This window comes from Collinsella sp. WCA1-178-WT-3 (M1) (assembly GCF_009696325.1).
In the GTDB taxonomy this organism is placed as follows: domain Bacteria; phylum Actinomycetota; class Coriobacteriia; order Coriobacteriales; family Coriobacteriaceae; genus Collinsella.
This window is the reverse complement of the sequence record NZ_VUME01000016.1, coordinates 18,708-35,388: the sequence shown is the minus strand read 5'-3', so window position 1 is coordinate 35,388 and position 16,681 is coordinate 18,708. Positions and strand designations below refer to the sequence as shown.

The window sequence follows — 16,681 nt, the reverse complement described above, 5'->3', positions numbered from 1 at the left end:
CGAGGGACGGGCCCGTCAAGCCGTGACCGGAATCGGTGAAAATACGTTAGCGCAACCGGTGAAACCGCCTTTGCGCGAACGGTGCGCCTGTTTAGCGAAACTGGTGAAAAATAGATTGACGCTAACACCAGGCGACGATCTCCTTGCTGCCGAAGTCGTAGACCGGCGCGAAGTAGGCCTTGCCCCAGGGCTGTTTGAACTCGGTGACGTCGGTGCCCATCTTTTCCCACGGCCCGTCGGCGGCGAAGTCGCGCCCGATGACGTTCTCGAAGGTCTTTCCGACCTTGCCCCTGTACGAGTTGTACCTGTGGTAGTCGGTCTCGCGGCGGATCCCGCAGCTGATGCCCATCTCGCGCATCATCTTCAGCACGGTCTTGTAGGCTATGCGCACGCCCTGCTCGGCGCGCAGGCACATGGCGATCTGCCTGTGGCCGCACCCGTTGGCCGTGCGCGAGAATATCTCGGCGGCGGCCTCCCAGAGCTCGGGCCTGGTGGGAGCCTTCGGGTGCGACAGCGCGTAGTAGTAGCTGGACCGGGCCAGGCCGGCGCACTCCAGCAGGCTCCCCAGCTTGCACCCCTCCGCGCGCAGGGCGCTCACGGCCTCGACCTTCGCCCTGGTCAGAGCCCGTCCCTCTCGACCAGGGCACGCAATTTTTTTAGGTAGGCCACCTCGGTCTCGAGCCTTCGGCAGCGCTCCTCGAGCTCCTGCTCGCGGGTGCGCGGCCTCGCCTTGGAACCGCTTGGCCGGCCCTTGGGCCTGGGCCTGAGCGCCTCGGCGCCGCCCTCGCGGTAGAGCGCGCACCATCTCTTGAGCGGCGCCAGGGACATGACCCCGAACGCCTCCATGGCGTCCCGCTTGCCCATGCCGCCGTCGACCACGGCCGAGGCGGCGGCGACCTTCTGCTCGTATGTGTACCTGGTCTGCTTGCCGTCCATGGATAGCAGCACCTCGCTTCCGAACGACCGGTATACGTAGAGCCATTGTCTCACGGTGTCGCGCGGGACCGACAGCGCCTTCGCCGCCGACTCGAAGCCGTGCCCTCGCTCGAAGAGCCCGATCGCCGCCTTCCTGGCCTCGATGTCGTGCTTCACCCTCAAGTCGACACGCATAAAAAGCCTCCCATTTCTCGTGTCCAAGAAATGGGAGGCAGTTCAGTGCGCAGCGGGGGTTCTTTCATGTCCGAGGACATCCGAGAAGGTTAGCCCTCAGATCCTGCGGTGGGAGACCTAGGCCTCGTTGTACACCGTCTTGAGCTTCAGCAGGTGAGCGTAGCGGTCCATAGCGGCCTGCTCGTTCTCCTTGAAGAGCTCCTCGGCGCGCTCGGGGAAGGAACGCGTCAGCGAAGCGTAACGGGCCTCGTTCATCAGGAACTCCTGATAACCGCCCGCGGGCTCCTTGGAATCGAGCGAGAACTTCTTGCCGGCAGCAGCCTCGGGGTTGAAGCGGAAGAGGTTCCAGTAACCGCACTCGACAGCCTTCTTCATCTCGGCCTGGCAGTTCTGCATGCCGCCCTTCTTGATGGAGTGCATCTCGCAGGGGCTGTAGCCGATGATGAGGGACGGGCCGTCGTAGGCCTCGGCCTCGTGGATGGCCTTGAGAGTCTGAGCCGGGTTGGCGCCCATGGCGACCTGCGCCACGTAGACGTAACCATAGCTCATAGCGATCTCGGCCAGAGACTTCTTCTTGGTCACCTTGCCGGCAGCGGCGAACTGGGCAACCTGACCCAGGTTCGAGGCCTTGGAGGCCTGACCGCCGGTGTTGGAGTAGACCTCGGTGTCGAAGACGAAGACGTTGACGTTGTGGCCAGAAGCCAGGACGTGGTCCAGACCACCGAAGCCGATGTCGTAGGCCCAACCGTCGCCACCGAAGATCCAGAAGGACTTCTTGGTGAGGTAAGCCTTGTCGGCGAGGATCGCTTTGGAAGCGTCGCAGCCGCACTTCTCGAGCTCGGCAACGTAGGCGGCGGCAGCAGTCTTGGAGGCCTCGGCGTCGTTGACGGAGTCGATCCAAGCCTGACCGGCGGCCTTAAGCTCGTCAGACGGACCGTCAGCGGCGATGAGCTCCTGGGTGGCGGCGATCAGCTTATTCTGGACGGCCTCGTAACCGATGGCCATGCCCAGACCGTGCTCAGCATTGTCCTCGAACAGGGAGTTGTTCCACGCCGGGCCGTGACCGTCCTTGTCCTTGCAGTAAGGAGCGGTGGCAGCGGGGTTGCCCCAAATGGAGGAGCAGCCGGTGGCGTTGGAGATGAACATGCGGTCGCCGGCGACCTGGGTCACCAGACGTGCATAAGCGGTCTCGGCGCAGCCGGCGCAGGAGCCAGAGAACTCCAGGTAGGGCTGCTTAAACTGGCTGCCCTTGACGTTGGCCGCGATGAGCTCCTTCTTCTCGGAGACGTTCTTGACCATGTAGTCCCAAACGGGCTGCTGATCCATCTCCTGCTCGGCGGGAACCATCTCGAGGGCGCCCTTGGGGCAGACCTTGGCGCAGTTGGTGCAGCCCATGCAGTCGAGCGGGGACACGGCCATGGTGAACTTCATGCCCTTGGCCTTGGGACCCATGGCGTCGAGCGTACGGGTAGCCTCGGGCGCGGCGGCAGCCTCGTCCTCGGTCATCGCGAACGGACGGATGGTGGCATGCGGGCACACATAGGCGCACTGGTTGCACTGGATGCACTTGGTCTCGTCCCAGTGAGGAACGACCACGGCGACGCCGCGCTTCTCGTATGCGGAGGCGCCCAGCTCAAACTGACCGTCGGCACAATCGACAAAGGCAGAAACGGGCAGGCTGTCGCCATCCATGCGATCGATGGGCTCGAGCAGGTTCTTGACCTGCTGGGCGATAGCGGACTTGGTCTCCTCGGAAAGCTCGACAGGAGCGGCGTCCTCGGCGGTAGCCCAGTCGGCCGGAACCTCGAACTTACGGAAGGCGGTAGCGCCGGCATCGATGGCCTTGTGGTTGGCGTCGACGATGGCCTGGCCCTTCTTCATGTAGGACTTGGTAGCCGCGTCCTTCATGTACTGCAGGGCGTCCTCGGCGGGCAGGACCTTGGCCAGCGCGAAGAAGGCGGACTGGAGTACCGTGTTGGTGCGCTTGCCCATGCCAACCTTGGCGGCCAGGTCGATTGCGTCGATCAGGTAGACGTTGACGTTGTTGTTCGCGATGTAGCGCTTGGCCACGGCGGACATGTGCTCGGCGAACTCCTCGTCGCTCCACTGGCAGTTGACCAGGAAGGTGCCGCCAGGCTTGACGTCGCGGACCATCTTGAAGCCCTTGACGATGTAGCTGGGGTTGTGGCAAGCGACAAAGTCGGCCTTGGTCACGTAGTACGGCGAGCGGATCGGGGAATCACCAAAGCGCAGGTGCGAGACGGTAACGCCGCCGGTCTTCTTGGAGTCGTACTGGAAGTAGGCCTGAACGTACTTGTCGGTGTGGTCGCCGATGATCTTAATCGAGTTCTTGTTGGCGCCGACGGTACCGTCGCCACCCAGACCCCAGAACTTGCACTCGATGGTGCCAGGAGCTGCGGTGTTGGGCGCATCCTCGGCCTCGGGCAGGCTCAGGTTGGTCACGTCATCGACAATGCCGATGGTGAACTCGCGCTTGGGCTCGTCCTTCTTGAGCTCCTCGAAGACGGCAAACGCGGACGCGGGAGGCGTGTCCTTGCTGCCCAGGCCGTAACGGCCGCCGACGACCTTGATACCCGTCTTGCCGGCCTCGTAGAGAGCGGAGACGACATCCTGGTAGAGCGGCTCGCCGATGGAACCCGGCTCCTTGGTGCGGTCCATGACGGCGATCTTCTGGACGGTCTCGGGGAGAACGTCCACGAAGTGCTTGATGGAGAACGGACGGAACAGGCGAACCTTGACCAGGCCGACCTTCTCACCGTGAGCGTTGAGGTAGTCGATGACTTCCTCGAGCACGTCGCAGAAGGAGCCCATGCACACGACGACGCGATCGGCATCGGGAGCGCCGTAGTAGTTGAACAGGCCGTAATCGGTGCCGAGCTTCTCGTTGATCTTCTTCATGTAGCCCTCGACGACGGCAGGGAGCTCGTCGTAGACCTTATTGCAGGCCTCGCGGTTCTGGAAGAAGATGTCGCCGTTCTCATGGCTGCCGCGGGTGTGCGGGTGCTCAGGGTTGAGCGCGTGATCGCGGAAAGCCTGGACGGCGTCCATGTCGCACATCTCGGCAAGATCCTTGTAGTCCCACATGGCGACCTTCTGGATCTCGTGGCTGGTGCGGAAGCCGTCGAAGAAGTTGAGGAACGGGGTCTTACCCTCGATGGCGGCAAGGTGAGCCACCGGCGAGAGGTCCATGACCTCCTGGACGTTGCCCTCGGCGAGCATGGCGAAACCGGTCTGGCGGCAGGCCATGACGTCGGAGTGATCGCCAAAGATGTTCAGGGCGTGGGAAGCGACGCAACGCGCGGAGACGTGGAAGACGCCCGGGAGCTGCTCGCCCGCGATCTTGTACATGTTCGGGATCATCAGGAGCAGGCCCTGAGAAGCCGTGTAGGTGGTGGTCAGAGCACCGGCGCCCAGCGAACCGTGAACGGTACCGGCTGCACCCGCCTCGGACTCCATCTCGACGACCTTGACCGGGGTGCCAAAGATGTTCTTGCGACCCTGGGCCGCCCACTGGTCGACATGGTCGGCCATCGGGCTGGACGGCGTAATGGGATAAATTCCCGCTACCTCGGTGTACGCATACGAAACATATGCGGCCGCCTCGTTGCCGTCCATAGACTTAAACTTACGCGCCATATACCCCTCTCCTCTCATATAGGTATACAGGCCCCGGCGATTACCGGGATGTTGGCGTGATGGGATTTTCGCTGTTGCTTCCAGTCATCTGACAGGCGGACTCAGCAGCAGGTACATGGCGTGGAGAGAAGGCATGCCGAGGCGAGGAGGCTGCACGCGCTCCACAGGCCCAGCTACCCGTCTTGCACATGATCGAGCGCCGCAAAGGCCGCATGCCGGATGCTCCCGGGCACGCCCCGATGATGGGAAGCGCCCGCAACGGAAATCCGCATGCGGGTTTATTGTACCCCGCCGTCAAGTGTAATTTCGACAAATATAGGCGGGCGGTAAAGGTTTACCCCGAGCGACCATCAAGGGCAAAAATAATCCTTCCGTCACCGAGGGACCAAATGGCAGTTGCGGTGAAATAGGGACTGTTTTTGCCGGCCGTAGCCTTAAACAGTCCCTATTTCACCGCAACTTATTTAGGAGATGAGTCAGAGGGCGCCGAGGAGGATGGCGTAGGTTGTGGATTCTCCGAGCCTGAGCTCGTCACCGGGGTTGAGCTGAGCGGAGCGGCCGGGCTCGACCTGGGTGCAGACGTTCGTCGCGCCGTTTACCACCACGGTTCCGTTGGTGGACGACAGGTCCTCGACGTACCAGACATTTTGGTCATCGCACCACACGTGGGCATGGCGAGCCGAAACGTCATCGCCCACATCGGTGATATCACCCTCCCCCGTCGCCAGCGCGCCGATCTCGACGCCCTCCTCACTCGGCTGAATCCAGCGCGGGGCGCTCACCACGTAGCCGTTTTGCACGCGCAGCAGTCCCAACGGGTGCGCAGGCGCCGCCTCGTGCTCGCCCGTGACCGTCGAGGTGCTCAGCGAGCGCGGCGTCGACGTGGCGCCGCCACAGGTCGCATGAGCGTAGTCGAGGGCATAGGTCACCGACGAGCGGACATCTGCCGAGCAGCCCACGGCGACAAACAGCACCAGGATGGCCTCGGCGCGCTCGGCGGGCATGAGCTCAGCCGCCTGCGACAGGCGCTCGAGCGCATTGCGATAGAGATTCGTGTCCTGATGGCATTCCTCGAGTGCCCGCACCATGGGCTCGCCAGCGGGGCCGCACACCATGTTGGTCACGGCCGTGGCGTCCATGGGATTGCGGCGGCGCAGGGCCAGCTGCGACATAATGCGCGCGGCCGAGGTGCCGTAATCGGCAAAATAACGTTCCTGCAGCGTGCCGACCGGCGCGCGCACGATAAAGCGCGAAACCCAAGATCGATCGGCAGCACGGCTCTGCGGACTACGGCCGTCGACGAGCGGGCGGCTCGAGAGCACCAGGCCGCACAGTTCGATATGGCTCAGGTGCGCTGCGCGCTTAAAGATGTCAAACATTGCCCCGCACGGGGTGAGCTCAGCTTGAGAAGCCATGGCTTAGCCCTCCTTGGTCGCAGAGATAGTGTCGGATACTTCGGCCGGCCCGCCAAAGGCGCGAGCAGCCGCGGCTCCGCCGGCAAGCGGCGTCGCCATGGAAATTTTCGCACGTCGCGCTGACACGACGGGAAGCTCAAAGGCAAACCCCATCGCCAGCAAAAACCACGTGAGCGCATAGGTTGCAATTAAGGCGGCAACGAAGCCGCTCGCTACGGCGCGCTGGGAAAACACGGTGCATGCAGCCGCGATCAGCACCGGAACCTCGCAGGCAGAAAGCGCCAGTACGCCATGCAGGAACCCCGTGCGACGATCGCGTGCCATGGCGCCGGCAGCGATGCCCACCATGCCCGGCGGTGCCAACGCCAGTGCGGCGATAATGGCCGGCAGTTTCCCGGACCACATAAGCGGTCCCACGACGAGCGTCACATGGGCGCCCGACGCCAGCAGCGCAGCTGATACCACGACCACAGCCCAAAGCACGCCGCATACCGCCGTCGCACCAACCATCGCCGCACGCCGGGCTGTGTGCCCCGATACCTCCATCGGGCACGGCAAGAGCGGCTCGGCGCGAAGCGAGCGGGCGACATTTTGCGCATAGTGGTCGCAAAATGCCGAGAGCGCCGCCTCCACCGCAGCCGGCTCGGGACGATCTTCCTGATGGCAGGACAGGCAGGCCATGACCACGTCGAACAACTGGGCATCGACAAACGCCAGCGCATCGCGCAGATCCTCGGAATTTGGATCGAGTCCCAGCTGCTGAGCCTGTTCGGCCGCGGCAAGTGCCACATCGGGCTCGCGTCGCAGCAGTTGCGTCAAGTCGCAGCCGGGCGCGTGGGCGCCAACGGGATAATCGGGCAGCGTATCCATCTTGAGGCGATAAGGACTGGCGATATCGCGCGTCTTTTTGCGCGAGCCCGAAGTACCCGACGCACCCGGCGCTACTTCGTACGGCGCGACACCGGCGATGAGCTCGTAGACCGTACTCGCCGCTGCATAGACATCGATTGCCGGCGACATGCGAAGCATGCGCAGGTCGGGGATATCGTCGGTGAGCATCTCGGGCGGGGCGTAGGCCACCGTCGCGCGGCGCAACGTGGCATAGCGCTCGGTAAACGACGCCTTGCCGCCGGTGCCGGCCACCGCAGAGGCGGGTTCGAGCGCCAGCGAAGAGCCAAAGTCGATCAAGCACAGGTCGAAGGTGCCTTCGGCAAGCTGTCGGTCGAGCGGCAGGCGCGCCGTGCGCACCATAATATTAGCGGGCGAGATATCGCGATGGACGAACCCCTCGCCTACCAAGCTCATGCGGCAGAGCAGATCGAACAGGTCGCGTCCCAGGCGCGCCGCCAGGAGCGGCGACAGACGCCCGGCATCGTCCACGGCAAGGCGCGAGCGCAGGCGAGCGAGCGTCTCGCCCTCGACCCACTCCATGACAATCGCGGGCACGCCGTCGACCTCGCCCCATCCATACAGGCGGGGAAAGCCTCTAAGGCCCGAAAGGGCGCGATGGCATTCATATTCCTCGCGAAACGCCGCCTTGAACTTGGTGACCAGCGCCTCGTGGGCGACATCGTCATCAAATTCGTCGCGCGTTGGCAAGATGAGCTGCTTGAGTGCCACGGCCTCGCCCTGCGCGTTGACGGCACGCGTCACACGGCCGATACCGCCGCGGCGCATGGTGGCGTCATCGGCAAACAGCATCGTAAAACGGCGCAGGTAGGCGGGAAGCTCGTCCGGGCCCAGCGCAATGGCGGGCTCAAACCCTCCAACGCGCGCCAGGCGCAGGCCCACCATGGGATCACGGCTGAGCGACTGGGTTGCCACAGAAGCAAGGCTATTCGTCATAGGGCGATCGCCGCCACTTTGGTATTGAAGTTGTTGAGCGCGACGTCGTCATCGCCGTAATGTCCCACCCATTGGCACAGATTGGTGTAGCAGCCCCATAGGTTGGCGTATTGCCGATACCACTTTGACTTGGGAGAAAACGTTTGCCGGCCAAACTCGGCACGGATGACAAACATATCGTTGACCAGGCTATCGCACGGCCCGGTATCGCCTGTTGCGTTATAGGTCGAAACCACGCTATTGGCGCGGGCGACATAGCCATCGAGCATGTTGTATTTGGTCACGAGCCAGCTGTGAATACTCTCCTCCTCGGCAGCCGAGAGACCACCCGAGCCCGTGTCGCCGCCGGCACCGCCGTCCGTCGAGCTGCCACTCGAAGATCCACCGCCAGAGGCGGAGCCCGAACCGGAACCGCCGCCCGAGCCCGCCGAACCGGTGCCAGAACCGGACCCGTCCGAGCCGCCGGGCTTACCCGCCTGCTGCGTATCCTGCTCCTTCTGCTGCTCCGCCTTGTTAACGACAGAAGCCACGCTGTTATTGGAAAGCTTCGTAATGACCTTGGTGTTGGTGAGCACGATAGTCTTGCCGTTTGCCAGCGTGATCTCGTTGGACGCCCGCTCGCCCTCGTCCGCGGGATCGACGCCAAACACGGCGCGCCCGAACACGCTCGCCCACGCATATCCGGTTGTCGTTCCCAAGTCGCTTTTGGCCTTGCGCCCAATATGCAGCTCGCGCGCAGCATACGCCTGCACCATGGACGGTACCGTCATGCCATAAGCCGAAACACCGGCTATGACCAGCACGAGCGAGCAAGACAGCAGTACGTACGCCCGAGGCGCCAGGCCCAGCCGGCGTCGCATGCGCACCGCGGCGCCATGCTTTGTCTGAGTGCTAGCGGGCCGCATGCGTTCTCCTCCAACAAAAACACGCCGCTTAAAAGCGGCGCATTCTTTCATATCCACATTTGAGTGTATCAGCGAACCCAAAAGGTTGTGCAACGAATGGGCAAATACGAGGTGCGAGTGGACCCATCCACGCGATAAGCGGATGAAAAGCAGGTTTGTTGCACAACAAATGCATGAACTCGTGCCCAATTATGAGCGCCCCGTGCGGCAGGCCGACGGGACATGCCGCGGAGCTGACGCCGCCTAGATCGCACGACGGGCCTCGATAGCACGGCCGAGCGTAAGCTCGTCAGCATACTCCAGGTCGCCTCCCACGGGCAGGCCGCTCGCCAGACGCGACACCTCGACGCCCAGAGGCTTGATGGTGCGGGCAAGGTAGCTCGCCGTGGTCTCTCCCTCAATGTTGGGGTTGGTGGCGATAATGACCTCGTGGATGTCCTCGTGGCCCAAGCGCACCAGCAACTCGCGGATGTGCAGCTGCTCGGGGCCGATCTTGTCCATGGGGCTGATCACGCCGCCCAGCACGTGGTAGAGGCCGTGGTAGCTGCCCGTGCGCTCAATCGCCTGGACATCGCGCGGCTCACCCACCACGCAGATGCGGGTGGTGTCGCGCATCGAGTCTTGGCAGATGGAGCACTCGTCAGCGGTGGCGTAATTAAAGCAGCGGCTGCAAAAATGCACTTCCTGCTTAACCTCTAGAATGGCCTCGGCCAGGCGGCGCGCCTCCTCGGCGTCGGCCTCGAGCAGGTGGTAGGCGATGCGCTGGGCCGATTTGGGGCCAATGCCCGGCAGACGGCCCAGCTCATCGAGCAGTTTTTGCAGACTATGGTTGGCACTCATATATGTGTGCGTCTTAGAACGGCATGCCCGGGATGTTGAGGCCGCCGGCGATGGCGCCCATCTGCTTGTTGGCGAGCTCGTTGACGCCGCGGACGGCCTCGTTGACGGCAGCCATAATCATGTCCTGCAGCATATCGACGTCCTCGGGATCGAGGGCATCGGGATCGATGGTGAGGTTGACGAGCTCCATCTCGCCGTTAACGGTCACCTTGACCATGCCGCCGCCAGCAGAGGCGTCGACGGTCTGGGACTTGAGGCTCTCCTGCGCGGCGGCAAGCTGCTCCTGCATCTTGCGGGCCTGCTTCATCATCTGCTGCATGTTCATACCGGCCATGATGGCTCCTTTACGTGTGGTCGCGCGACAAGCTGCAAGGGCAGCCGGGCACGGCGGGACTTTCAAACTCAAAAATCGTACCACGGCGCGGGGCAAGCGAGCGGGGCGGTCGCGCTAACTCAGTCGATGTACATGTCCTCTAGCGTGACGCGCCGCCCAAGACTATGCAAGGTCGAATTATGCAAGGTCGCACAACTCGGCGTATATACCCGCCCGCATAGTTACTCCACCGGCTTGAAGATGGTGGACTGGCCAAAGACACTACGGATGAGGGCTTTGGCCTCGTCCTCGGTCTGCGGGATGCTCGGGGCTGCGCCCTGGTGACCGAAAGGACTGCCGGCGCCGGGATTGGACTCCCAAGGGGCAGCGAGGGCGTCGTCACTTGCAGGAGCGGACGTCGCAGCTGCGGGAGCTGCGGCCGAAGCGGCAGGGCTGGGCGCAGGCGCCGCGGCAGGCACGTCGAACGGAGGAAGATCTTCCCCGCTCGCATCGCCGGCGAAGCCGCCGACCATCGCGTCGTCGTAGGGTACCTGCTCGGATTCCCATGGCGCAGCCTGCGCAGACGGCTGAATCTTGGGAGCAGACGCGCACTCGGGCGCTCGGGGCGCGGGCTCGGTCGGGAGCTTGCCCGTGGCAGGAGCACCGGCAGGGTTGTCGGAGCGCAGCCAGGGGGCCTTGGCCAGGTCGGATGACTTTGGTGCAGGCGCGGCAGCGGGCTTGGACGCGGGAATCGGAGCAGCCGGTTTGGGCACGGCGGGTTCAGTCACCGACGGGATCGGTGCCGCTACCGGTGCCGCTTTTGGCTGCGGCGCGCTGGCGCTCAAGGATGCAGGGGCCGCCGAGGACACGGGTTGCGGGTCCGCAGATGCCGCAGCCCGTGCAGATGGAGAATGCTCCCCATGTTGAGGAGCCGGCCTGACACCCCCATCCAGGACATAGTCGACGGTGCGACGACCGAAGACCGCACTGACTGTCGGCAGGACCACCGATTGCGTGTCAGCGCGGCCGAGCATCTTGATGGCAAAGGTCGAGCCCGCAGGGAACGAGACGGTGAGCTTGGAGCCGTCGTCGGCCGTGGCGCGGGCGTTGAGCAAAAGCCCTGCGTAGGAAGCCTGACGCGCCTTGACGCGCTCGACGACCTCGACCCATTTGCGCTGGAGCTCGCCGGCATCCTCGACCGCAGGGGTCTCGGCGGCGCCGGCGGCAGCAACCTGAGCGGCAGTGTTGGGCTGGGGCTTAGGCGCCGGCGCAGCGGCAGGTGCGGGAGCCGAAGCGGCGGTGGGCTGGGGCATCGGAGCCGGGGCAGGCTGAGGCGCAGACGCAGCGGGCTTGGGGGTCGGCGCGGGCTGGGTCGCCGGAGCGGCGGCGCCGCGATCCCAAGGCATGCCGCCCTGGCGCGCGGGCGTAGCAGTGGGAGCGGTGGATGCCACAGGGGCAGCAGCTCGGGCACCCGAGATCAGCGTCGGTTGTTGTGTCGCCACAGGTGCAGCCGCGACAGCCGCGGGCGCAGCACCACCAGCAGCAGCCACGCTCGCCGGCACCGCGGCGTTGGCGACCATGGCCTCCAAGCGTGCCACGCGCTCGGCCAGGGCCTCAATGGTCAGATCGGCCTCGGGACGTGCCAGGCGCGTGCAGGCGATCTCGAGCACCAGGCGCACGTCGCTCGCACCCCTCATCTCCAACGCGGCATCGTCGAGCACTGTCAGCACGCGGGCCAGACGGTCGGCCGGATGCCCGCCAAAGGCAGCGGCCTCGGCAGCAAGCGCCTCAGCCTGCTCGGCCCCGCCCTCAAACAGCTCGGCACGGGTACCGGCAACGCAGGCCACATACACGTCGCGCACGTGCGCCACCAGGTCACGCGTCAGCTCAAGCAAGTCATTGCCCTCCTCGACCTGTGCGCGAATGAGCCCATAGAGTCCAGCAATATCACGCTCGGCGATGGCGCGGGCAAACTCGCCCAGGATCTGGTCCGAAACCTCGCCCAAAAGCGAGCGGGCATCGTCCGCATGCACGGCGCCGTTGCCAAAAACGCTCAGCTGCTCCAGCGTGGAAAGCGCGTCGCGCATGCCGCCCTTGGCATGGCGCGCCACGATGGCCAGCGCCTCGTCGTCGTAATCGAAGCCTTCCTGCTCGCACACGTAGGACAGGCGATGCTCGATATCCTCGTTGCCGATGCGGTGGAAATCGAAGCGCTGGCAGCGCGAGAGGATGGTCTCCAGAATCTTTTGCGGATCGGTGGTGCACAACACAAAGATCACGTGCGCCGGCGGCTCCTCAAGCGTCTTGAGCAACGCGTTGAACGCCGCCGTCGTGAGCATATGGACCTCGTCGATGATATAGATCTTGTACTTGCCACGCACCGGGGCAAAGTTAACGGAGTTGATGATCTCCTCGCGCACATTGTCCACGCCCGTACGGCTTGCGGCATCGAGCTCGTAGACATCGGGGTGGTTGCCCTCGGCGATGAGCTCGCACTCTTCGCAAGTGCCGTCGGGCATGCAGCCGCTTGCGCCCTCGGCGCGCGCCGCCTCGGCATTGCGGCACAGTAGCGCCTTGGCCAGAATGCGCGCCATGGTGGTCTTGCCCGTGCCGCGCGGTCCGCAGAACAGGTACGCGTGGGACAGGCGTCCCTCGGTGATGGCGTGCTCGAGCGTCGAGACGATATGCTGCTGGCCCACCACGGAGTCGAAGGTGAGCGGGCGATACTTTCGGTACAACGATTCCATGGGTGCTCCCCCGGGTATACTGAGTTTTGTTGCCGCGACGGCCATGCGGTCGCACGGCATACTGCACTCATAATAACCCGTACGGCGAGCCCGCCGCGATAGGAGTCCAAAGAGCATGGCAGACGCAGAGAGCAACCTCGTTCCCTCCGAAGCAGCCGACCAGGTCGAGGTCGCGCTCGAGAAGCAGGCAGCAGCCGACGACGGCATCCTGTACCTCAACGAGTATCAGTACGAAAACGACCTCGTCACCGACTTCGCCCGCTTGGTCGCCTCGCCCAGGCGTCGCGGCTCGCTGTATGTCGCCGCGGCAATTGCCGCGCTGCTCGGCATCGGCATGTTGGTGGCCGGCGGCAACTGGATCAAGTTTGGCGTCGTCCTGATCGTGTTCGGCGCCTTTTTGGCCTGGTGGAGCAAAAACCTGCACCACACGCTCGCCCGCGACTTTATCGACGCCGTCGAGGCCGACAAGTCCATGGGTGGCCGCTATCGCCGCGTCGCCGCCAACGAGGACGGCTTGATGGTATGGGGCAAGAGCGGCAAGTCGCAGTTCTTCCCGTTTGAGAAGCTCGACCACGTACTCGACGGCGAGCGCATCTTTGTTGCCATGTTCGCAGACCAGGGCGTGACGATCCCCAAGGACACCTTTGTTCGCGGCGACGCCGAGCAGTTTGGCTCCTTCCTTAAGGCGCGCATCAACAAAAAGCTCCGCATCGAGACCAAGAAGAAGAAAATGAAGGCCGAGAAGGCTGCAGCCGAGGCCAAGCAGGGAGACAAGGCAGACAAGCCCCAGGACAACAAGGGCAAGCGGTGCAAGCAGAAGAAGGGCAAGAAGAAGCGCTAAGGTCAAGTCAGGCAGGCAGCCTCGCATCCCACTATCCTCCCCATGCACCAGAGCGTGCTACACTAGCAGCATCTATGCCACCGCGAATGGCTCGGCCCCGCGCCCGCCGCTCGCAAACGAACTTTAAACGCACGAGGGTTGGCCATGCCGCTTTTCTCGCAACATACCGCCCGGTTCTCGCCGGACGTCCCTTTGGAGGGCACCAGCTCTCGCGAGCTGCTCAAGCGGTACCAGCCGCTCGAGACGCTTGCGACCGGCGGTTTTGGCTCCATCGAGATTTGCCGCGACACGCACCTGCGTCGTCGCGTGGCCATTAAGCGCATCCCTCTTATCAACGGCTCCGGCATACCCGCCAGCGACATCATGGATGTACTGCGCGAGGCACATACCGCCGCCATGCTTCAACATCCCAATATCGTGCAGGTTATCGACTTTACGCATGACACCGCCTATGCCTACCTGGTCATGGAGTATGTCGACGGCATGTCGCTGGCCGAGTTTTTGCATCGCGTGGACGGCCACTCGCTCACCTTTGACGAGGCAGCGACCATTGCCGACGCGTTGGGTCAGGCGCTCACCTTTGCCCATGCAAACGGCGTGCTTCATCTGGACATAAAGCCCGCCAATGTGCTCATTGACCACTCGGGCAATGTAAAGCTCACCGACTTTGGCATGGCGCGGCTGTCATCCGCCGGCGGCTTTGGCGGATCGCGCGGCGGCACCATCGGCTACATGCCGCCCGAACAGCTCGATATCGAGACCGGCACGGTCGACGAGCGCGCCGATGTCTTTGCCCTTGCCTGCGTGATCTACGAGGGCCTGTGCGGCAGCGCCCCCTTTATGGCGGCAACGCCTGCCGACTCGCTCGACCGCATCATCGGCGGCGCCACCTACCCCAGCGAGCTGATCCCGCACTTTCCCCCGGGAGCCGAGGCAGCGCTCATGAGCGCCCTCTCCCCTATGCCGCAAGACCGCCCCGATAGCATCGAGGCATTCTGCGACCAACTCCTTGCCGGCTTGGGGAGCGTGCGCGAAGGCCGTCGCAGCTTGGAGCAGATGGTAAGCGAGCTTTCGGACGACGAGCACGCGGCAGACGATATGGAGTCGCTGCCTTACGAGGATAACGCCATCGAAGTCGACCCCGCGCTTGGTTGGGCGGGCACGCGCTGGAGCTGCGCGCGCGATTACGCCATGCGCGGTCTCTCGGCGCTAACGTGTGCAACCTTCAGCTTTTTGCTTATGCAGACAGCGGGCGTCGCGGCGCTTCCCGGGCTGGTCGCCGCGGCCATCGCTATTGGCGCGGCGGCAGGCTTGGCACCGCAGATCGGCTCGGCTATCTCGGCCGTGGGCTTTTTGGTGCTCATGGCCAACGCCACCATGCAGGCGCAGGGCATCCTGTCGATGCTGCCGGTCGCGGTCATTTTTGCCGCCGCCATGTCCGGATGGTGGATTGCCTGGGGACGCACCGAAGCGGCCGCGAGCGCGGCACTCACCTGCGCGCTTGCGCTAGGTTGTCTAACCGGCGACGCCATCCCTGCCGCCGGGGCCGCCGCGGGCTTCGCGGCGTTTTGGCTCGGCCCGGCAAGCGCCGCTGCCGCCACGGGTATAGGCGCGCTTTTTGCCCACCTGGCCGCAGCTGCCCTCCCTACGGGAGGCGTGCTGGGGCTTGGCAATGTCGCCGCAGCGCTGGGCGACGCGTTCCTCTGGGCCGCCTTCGCACTGATTGCAGCAGCAGCCGCGGCAACGTCGCTGCTGCTCAATACCCATGCCAAGCGCGCCGAGCAGGGGTCAAACCTCGCCGCCATCGTCGCAATTGCCGTCGCCGGTATCGGCTCGACCGTATCGTTTTGTCTTGCACACCATATGGAAATTGCCAGCCTTGCGGGCACGGTCGTCGCCAAGGCGGCGGTTGCGGGAATCCTATCCTCTATAATTGTTGGGATATGCCTGTATTTGCTCGGATACCAAAGAACCTATACGGAGAGTGATCTTTCGTGAACTTCCTGAACATCTTCGAGGACCACGTGGCCGGCATCTTCGGTGCCACCCGTGCCCCGTTCTCCTTTAAGAAGCTTGCCAAGCAGGCTGCTCGCGACATGGAGGATCAAACTCTGGTGATCAACGGCGTCAACACCGCGCCGGCGCTCTATACCATCCTGATCGCCACCGATGACGATCCCATGCTTGCCCCGTTCTATCCCGAGCTTTCGCGCGAGGTGCGCGAGTTTGTGAAGGCGCAGGCCGAAAAACGCCGCTACGTCTTTGTCGGCGAGCCCCTTGTTCGCTTTATGATCGACCCTCAGCTGCGCGCCGGCAAGTTCTCGGTCTTTGCCGAGAACGTCGACGCTCCCACGCTCGGCCGTCTGTACGAGGAAGAGCGCGCCTATCAAAATGGCCTGGGACAGAACAGCTCGGCCACAAGCCGTGCCGCAAGCGCCCCCCGCGCCGGCCAGCAGCAGTTTGCATCGCCGCAGCAATACCCGGCCGCCATGCCCCAGCAGCAGCCGACACCCCGCGCTGCCACTCCCGACCCGCTCGCTGCGGCCGACCCCTTTGCACCCAATGTCCCCGATCCCGCAGCCCCCATCCCTGTGCCGCAAACCGTCTCGCGTGACGCACTTGCCGGTATGGGCGGAGCGGCTGCCACTGGCGCCGCCGTGGGCCTTGGCGCTGCGACCAGCATCGCCTCCAACATGGCAAGCCCCCGCGCCCCACAGCGTCCGCTCGCCCAACTCGTCGACGTCGTGAGCGGCGAGAGCCACAACATCACCTCCGCACAGGTGACCATCGGTCGTGAGCGCTCGGTATCCGACATCGCCCTGCGCGACCCCAACGTGTCGCGCCGTCATGCCCAGCTCACCTTTACCGGCTCTGACTGGTCGATCGAGGACCTCAACTCCACCAACGGCACGCTCGTCAACAACCGCCGCATCACACGCTGCCCGCTGCGCAACGGCGATCTGCTAACGTTTGGCCTGAGCACCTTTGAATTTAGGGGTTAATCGCTT

The 16,681-nt window shown here is 64.0% G+C and carries 12 protein-coding genes; 3 read left to right on the top strand and 9 right to left on the bottom strand.

Annotated features, from left to right (window positions below; genetic code table 11):
- Positions 1-121 precede the first annotated feature (121 nt).
- The 9 genes from FYJ40_RS08325 to dnaX all read right to left on the bottom strand — a co-directional run bounded on the left by FYJ40_RS08325 (position 122) and on the right by dnaX (position 12,832).
- Positions 122-598, bottom strand: a complete 477-nt coding sequence (locus FYJ40_RS08325; RefSeq protein ID WP_370450676.1) for an IS3 family transposase — start codon at positions 596-598, stop codon at positions 122-124.
- Between the two features lie 20 nt (positions 599-618).
- Positions 619-1,110, bottom strand: a complete 492-nt coding sequence (locus FYJ40_RS08320; RefSeq protein WP_154518472.1) for a helix-turn-helix domain-containing protein — start codon at positions 1,108-1,110, stop codon at positions 619-621.
- 117 nt (positions 1,111-1,227) lie between these two features.
- Positions 1,228-4,767, bottom strand: a complete 3,540-nt coding sequence (nifJ, locus tag FYJ40_RS08315; protein ID WP_154518469.1) for a pyruvate:ferredoxin (flavodoxin) oxidoreductase — start codon at positions 4,765-4,767, stop codon at positions 1,228-1,230.
- A gap of 476 nt (positions 4,768-5,243) precedes the next feature.
- On the bottom strand, positions 5,244-6,182 hold the full coding sequence (locus FYJ40_RS08310) for an FHA domain-containing protein (protein ID WP_154518466.1): 939 nt from the start codon (positions 6,180-6,182) through the stop codon (positions 5,244-5,246).
- Positions 6,183-6,185: 3 nt separating this feature from the next.
- On the bottom strand, positions 6,186-8,027 hold the full coding sequence (locus FYJ40_RS08305) for a hypothetical protein (RefSeq protein WP_154518462.1): 1,842 nt from the start codon (positions 8,025-8,027) through the stop codon (positions 6,186-6,188).
- Entirely contained in the window at positions 8,024-8,932 is a 909-nt protein-coding gene (locus FYJ40_RS08300) for a hypothetical protein (RefSeq protein ID WP_154518459.1), read from the bottom strand. The genes FYJ40_RS08305 and FYJ40_RS08300 overlap by 4 nt, the downstream gene beginning before the upstream one ends.
- A gap of 243 nt (positions 8,933-9,175) precedes the next feature.
- Positions 9,176-9,772: a recombination mediator RecR gene (gene recR, locus FYJ40_RS08295; RefSeq protein ID WP_154518456.1), complete on the bottom strand. Its 597-nt coding sequence runs from the start codon at positions 9,770-9,772 to the stop codon at positions 9,176-9,178.
- Between the two features lie 13 nt (positions 9,773-9,785).
- The gene (locus FYJ40_RS08290; RefSeq protein ID WP_154518453.1) at positions 9,786-10,106 is read right to left on the bottom strand and encodes a YbaB/EbfC family nucleoid-associated protein; all 321 of its coding nucleotides are present in this window, start codon (positions 10,104-10,106) and stop codon (positions 9,786-9,788) included.
- A gap of 221 nt (positions 10,107-10,327) precedes the next feature.
- Complete coding sequence (gene dnaX / locus FYJ40_RS08285; protein WP_195838624.1) at positions 10,328-12,832, bottom strand: DNA polymerase III subunit gamma/tau; 2,505 nt, start codon at positions 12,830-12,832, stop codon at positions 10,328-10,330.
- 115 nt (positions 12,833-12,947) lie between these two features.
- On the opposite strand from dnaX, the gene FYJ40_RS08280 reads away from it, so the two are divergent.
- The 3 genes from FYJ40_RS08280 (at position 12,948) to FYJ40_RS08270 (ending at position 16,675) form a co-directional block, all read left to right on the top strand.
- Positions 12,948-13,673: a hypothetical protein gene (locus tag FYJ40_RS08280; protein WP_154518447.1), complete on the top strand. Its 726-nt coding sequence runs from the start codon at positions 12,948-12,950 to the stop codon at positions 13,671-13,673.
- Positions 13,674-13,817: 144 nt separating this feature from the next.
- Complete coding sequence (locus FYJ40_RS08275; RefSeq protein WP_154518444.1) at positions 13,818-15,671, top strand: serine/threonine-protein kinase; 1,854 nt, start codon at positions 13,818-13,820, stop codon at positions 15,669-15,671.
- Positions 15,668-16,675 (top strand): FhaA domain-containing protein, encoded by a 1,008-nt coding sequence (locus FYJ40_RS08270; protein ID WP_370450675.1) that lies wholly within the window; start codon positions 15,668-15,670, stop codon positions 16,673-16,675. The genes FYJ40_RS08275 and FYJ40_RS08270 overlap by 4 nt, the downstream gene beginning before the upstream one ends.
- Positions 16,676-16,681: the final 6 nt, after the last annotated feature.

Coding starts and splice junctions, on each gene's coding strand:
- FYJ40_RS08320 (WP_154518472.1), bottom strand. CDS start 1,110: ATGCGTGTCGACTTGAGGGTGAAGCACGACATCGAGGCCAGGAAGGCG.
- nifJ (WP_154518469.1), bottom strand. CDS start 4,767: ATGGCGCGTAAGTTTAAGTCTATGGACGGCAACGAGGCGGCCGCATAT.
- FYJ40_RS08310 (WP_154518466.1), bottom strand. CDS start 6,182: ATGGCTTCTCAAGCTGAGCTCACCCCGTGCGGGGCAATGTTTGACATC.
- FYJ40_RS08305 (WP_154518462.1), bottom strand. CDS start 8,027: ATGACGAATAGCCTTGCTTCTGTGGCAACCCAGTCGCTCAGCCGTGAT.
- FYJ40_RS08300 (WP_154518459.1), bottom strand. CDS start 8,932: ATGCGGCCCGCTAGCACTCAGACAAAGCATGGCGCCGCGGTGCGCATG.
- recR (WP_154518456.1), bottom strand. CDS start 9,772: ATGAGTGCCAACCATAGTCTGCAAAAACTGCTCGATGAGCTGGGCCGT.
- FYJ40_RS08290 (WP_154518453.1), bottom strand. CDS start 10,106: ATGGCCGGTATGAACATGCAGCAGATGATGAAGCAGGCCCGCAAGATG.
- dnaX (WP_195838624.1), bottom strand. CDS start 12,832: ATGGAATCGTTGTACCGAAAGTATCGCCCGCTCACCTTCGACTCCGTG.
- FYJ40_RS08280 (WP_154518447.1), top strand. CDS start 12,948: ATGGCAGACGCAGAGAGCAACCTCGTTCCCTCCGAAGCAGCCGACCAG.
- FYJ40_RS08275 (WP_154518444.1), top strand. CDS start 13,818: ATGCCGCTTTTCTCGCAACATACCGCCCGGTTCTCGCCGGACGTCCCT.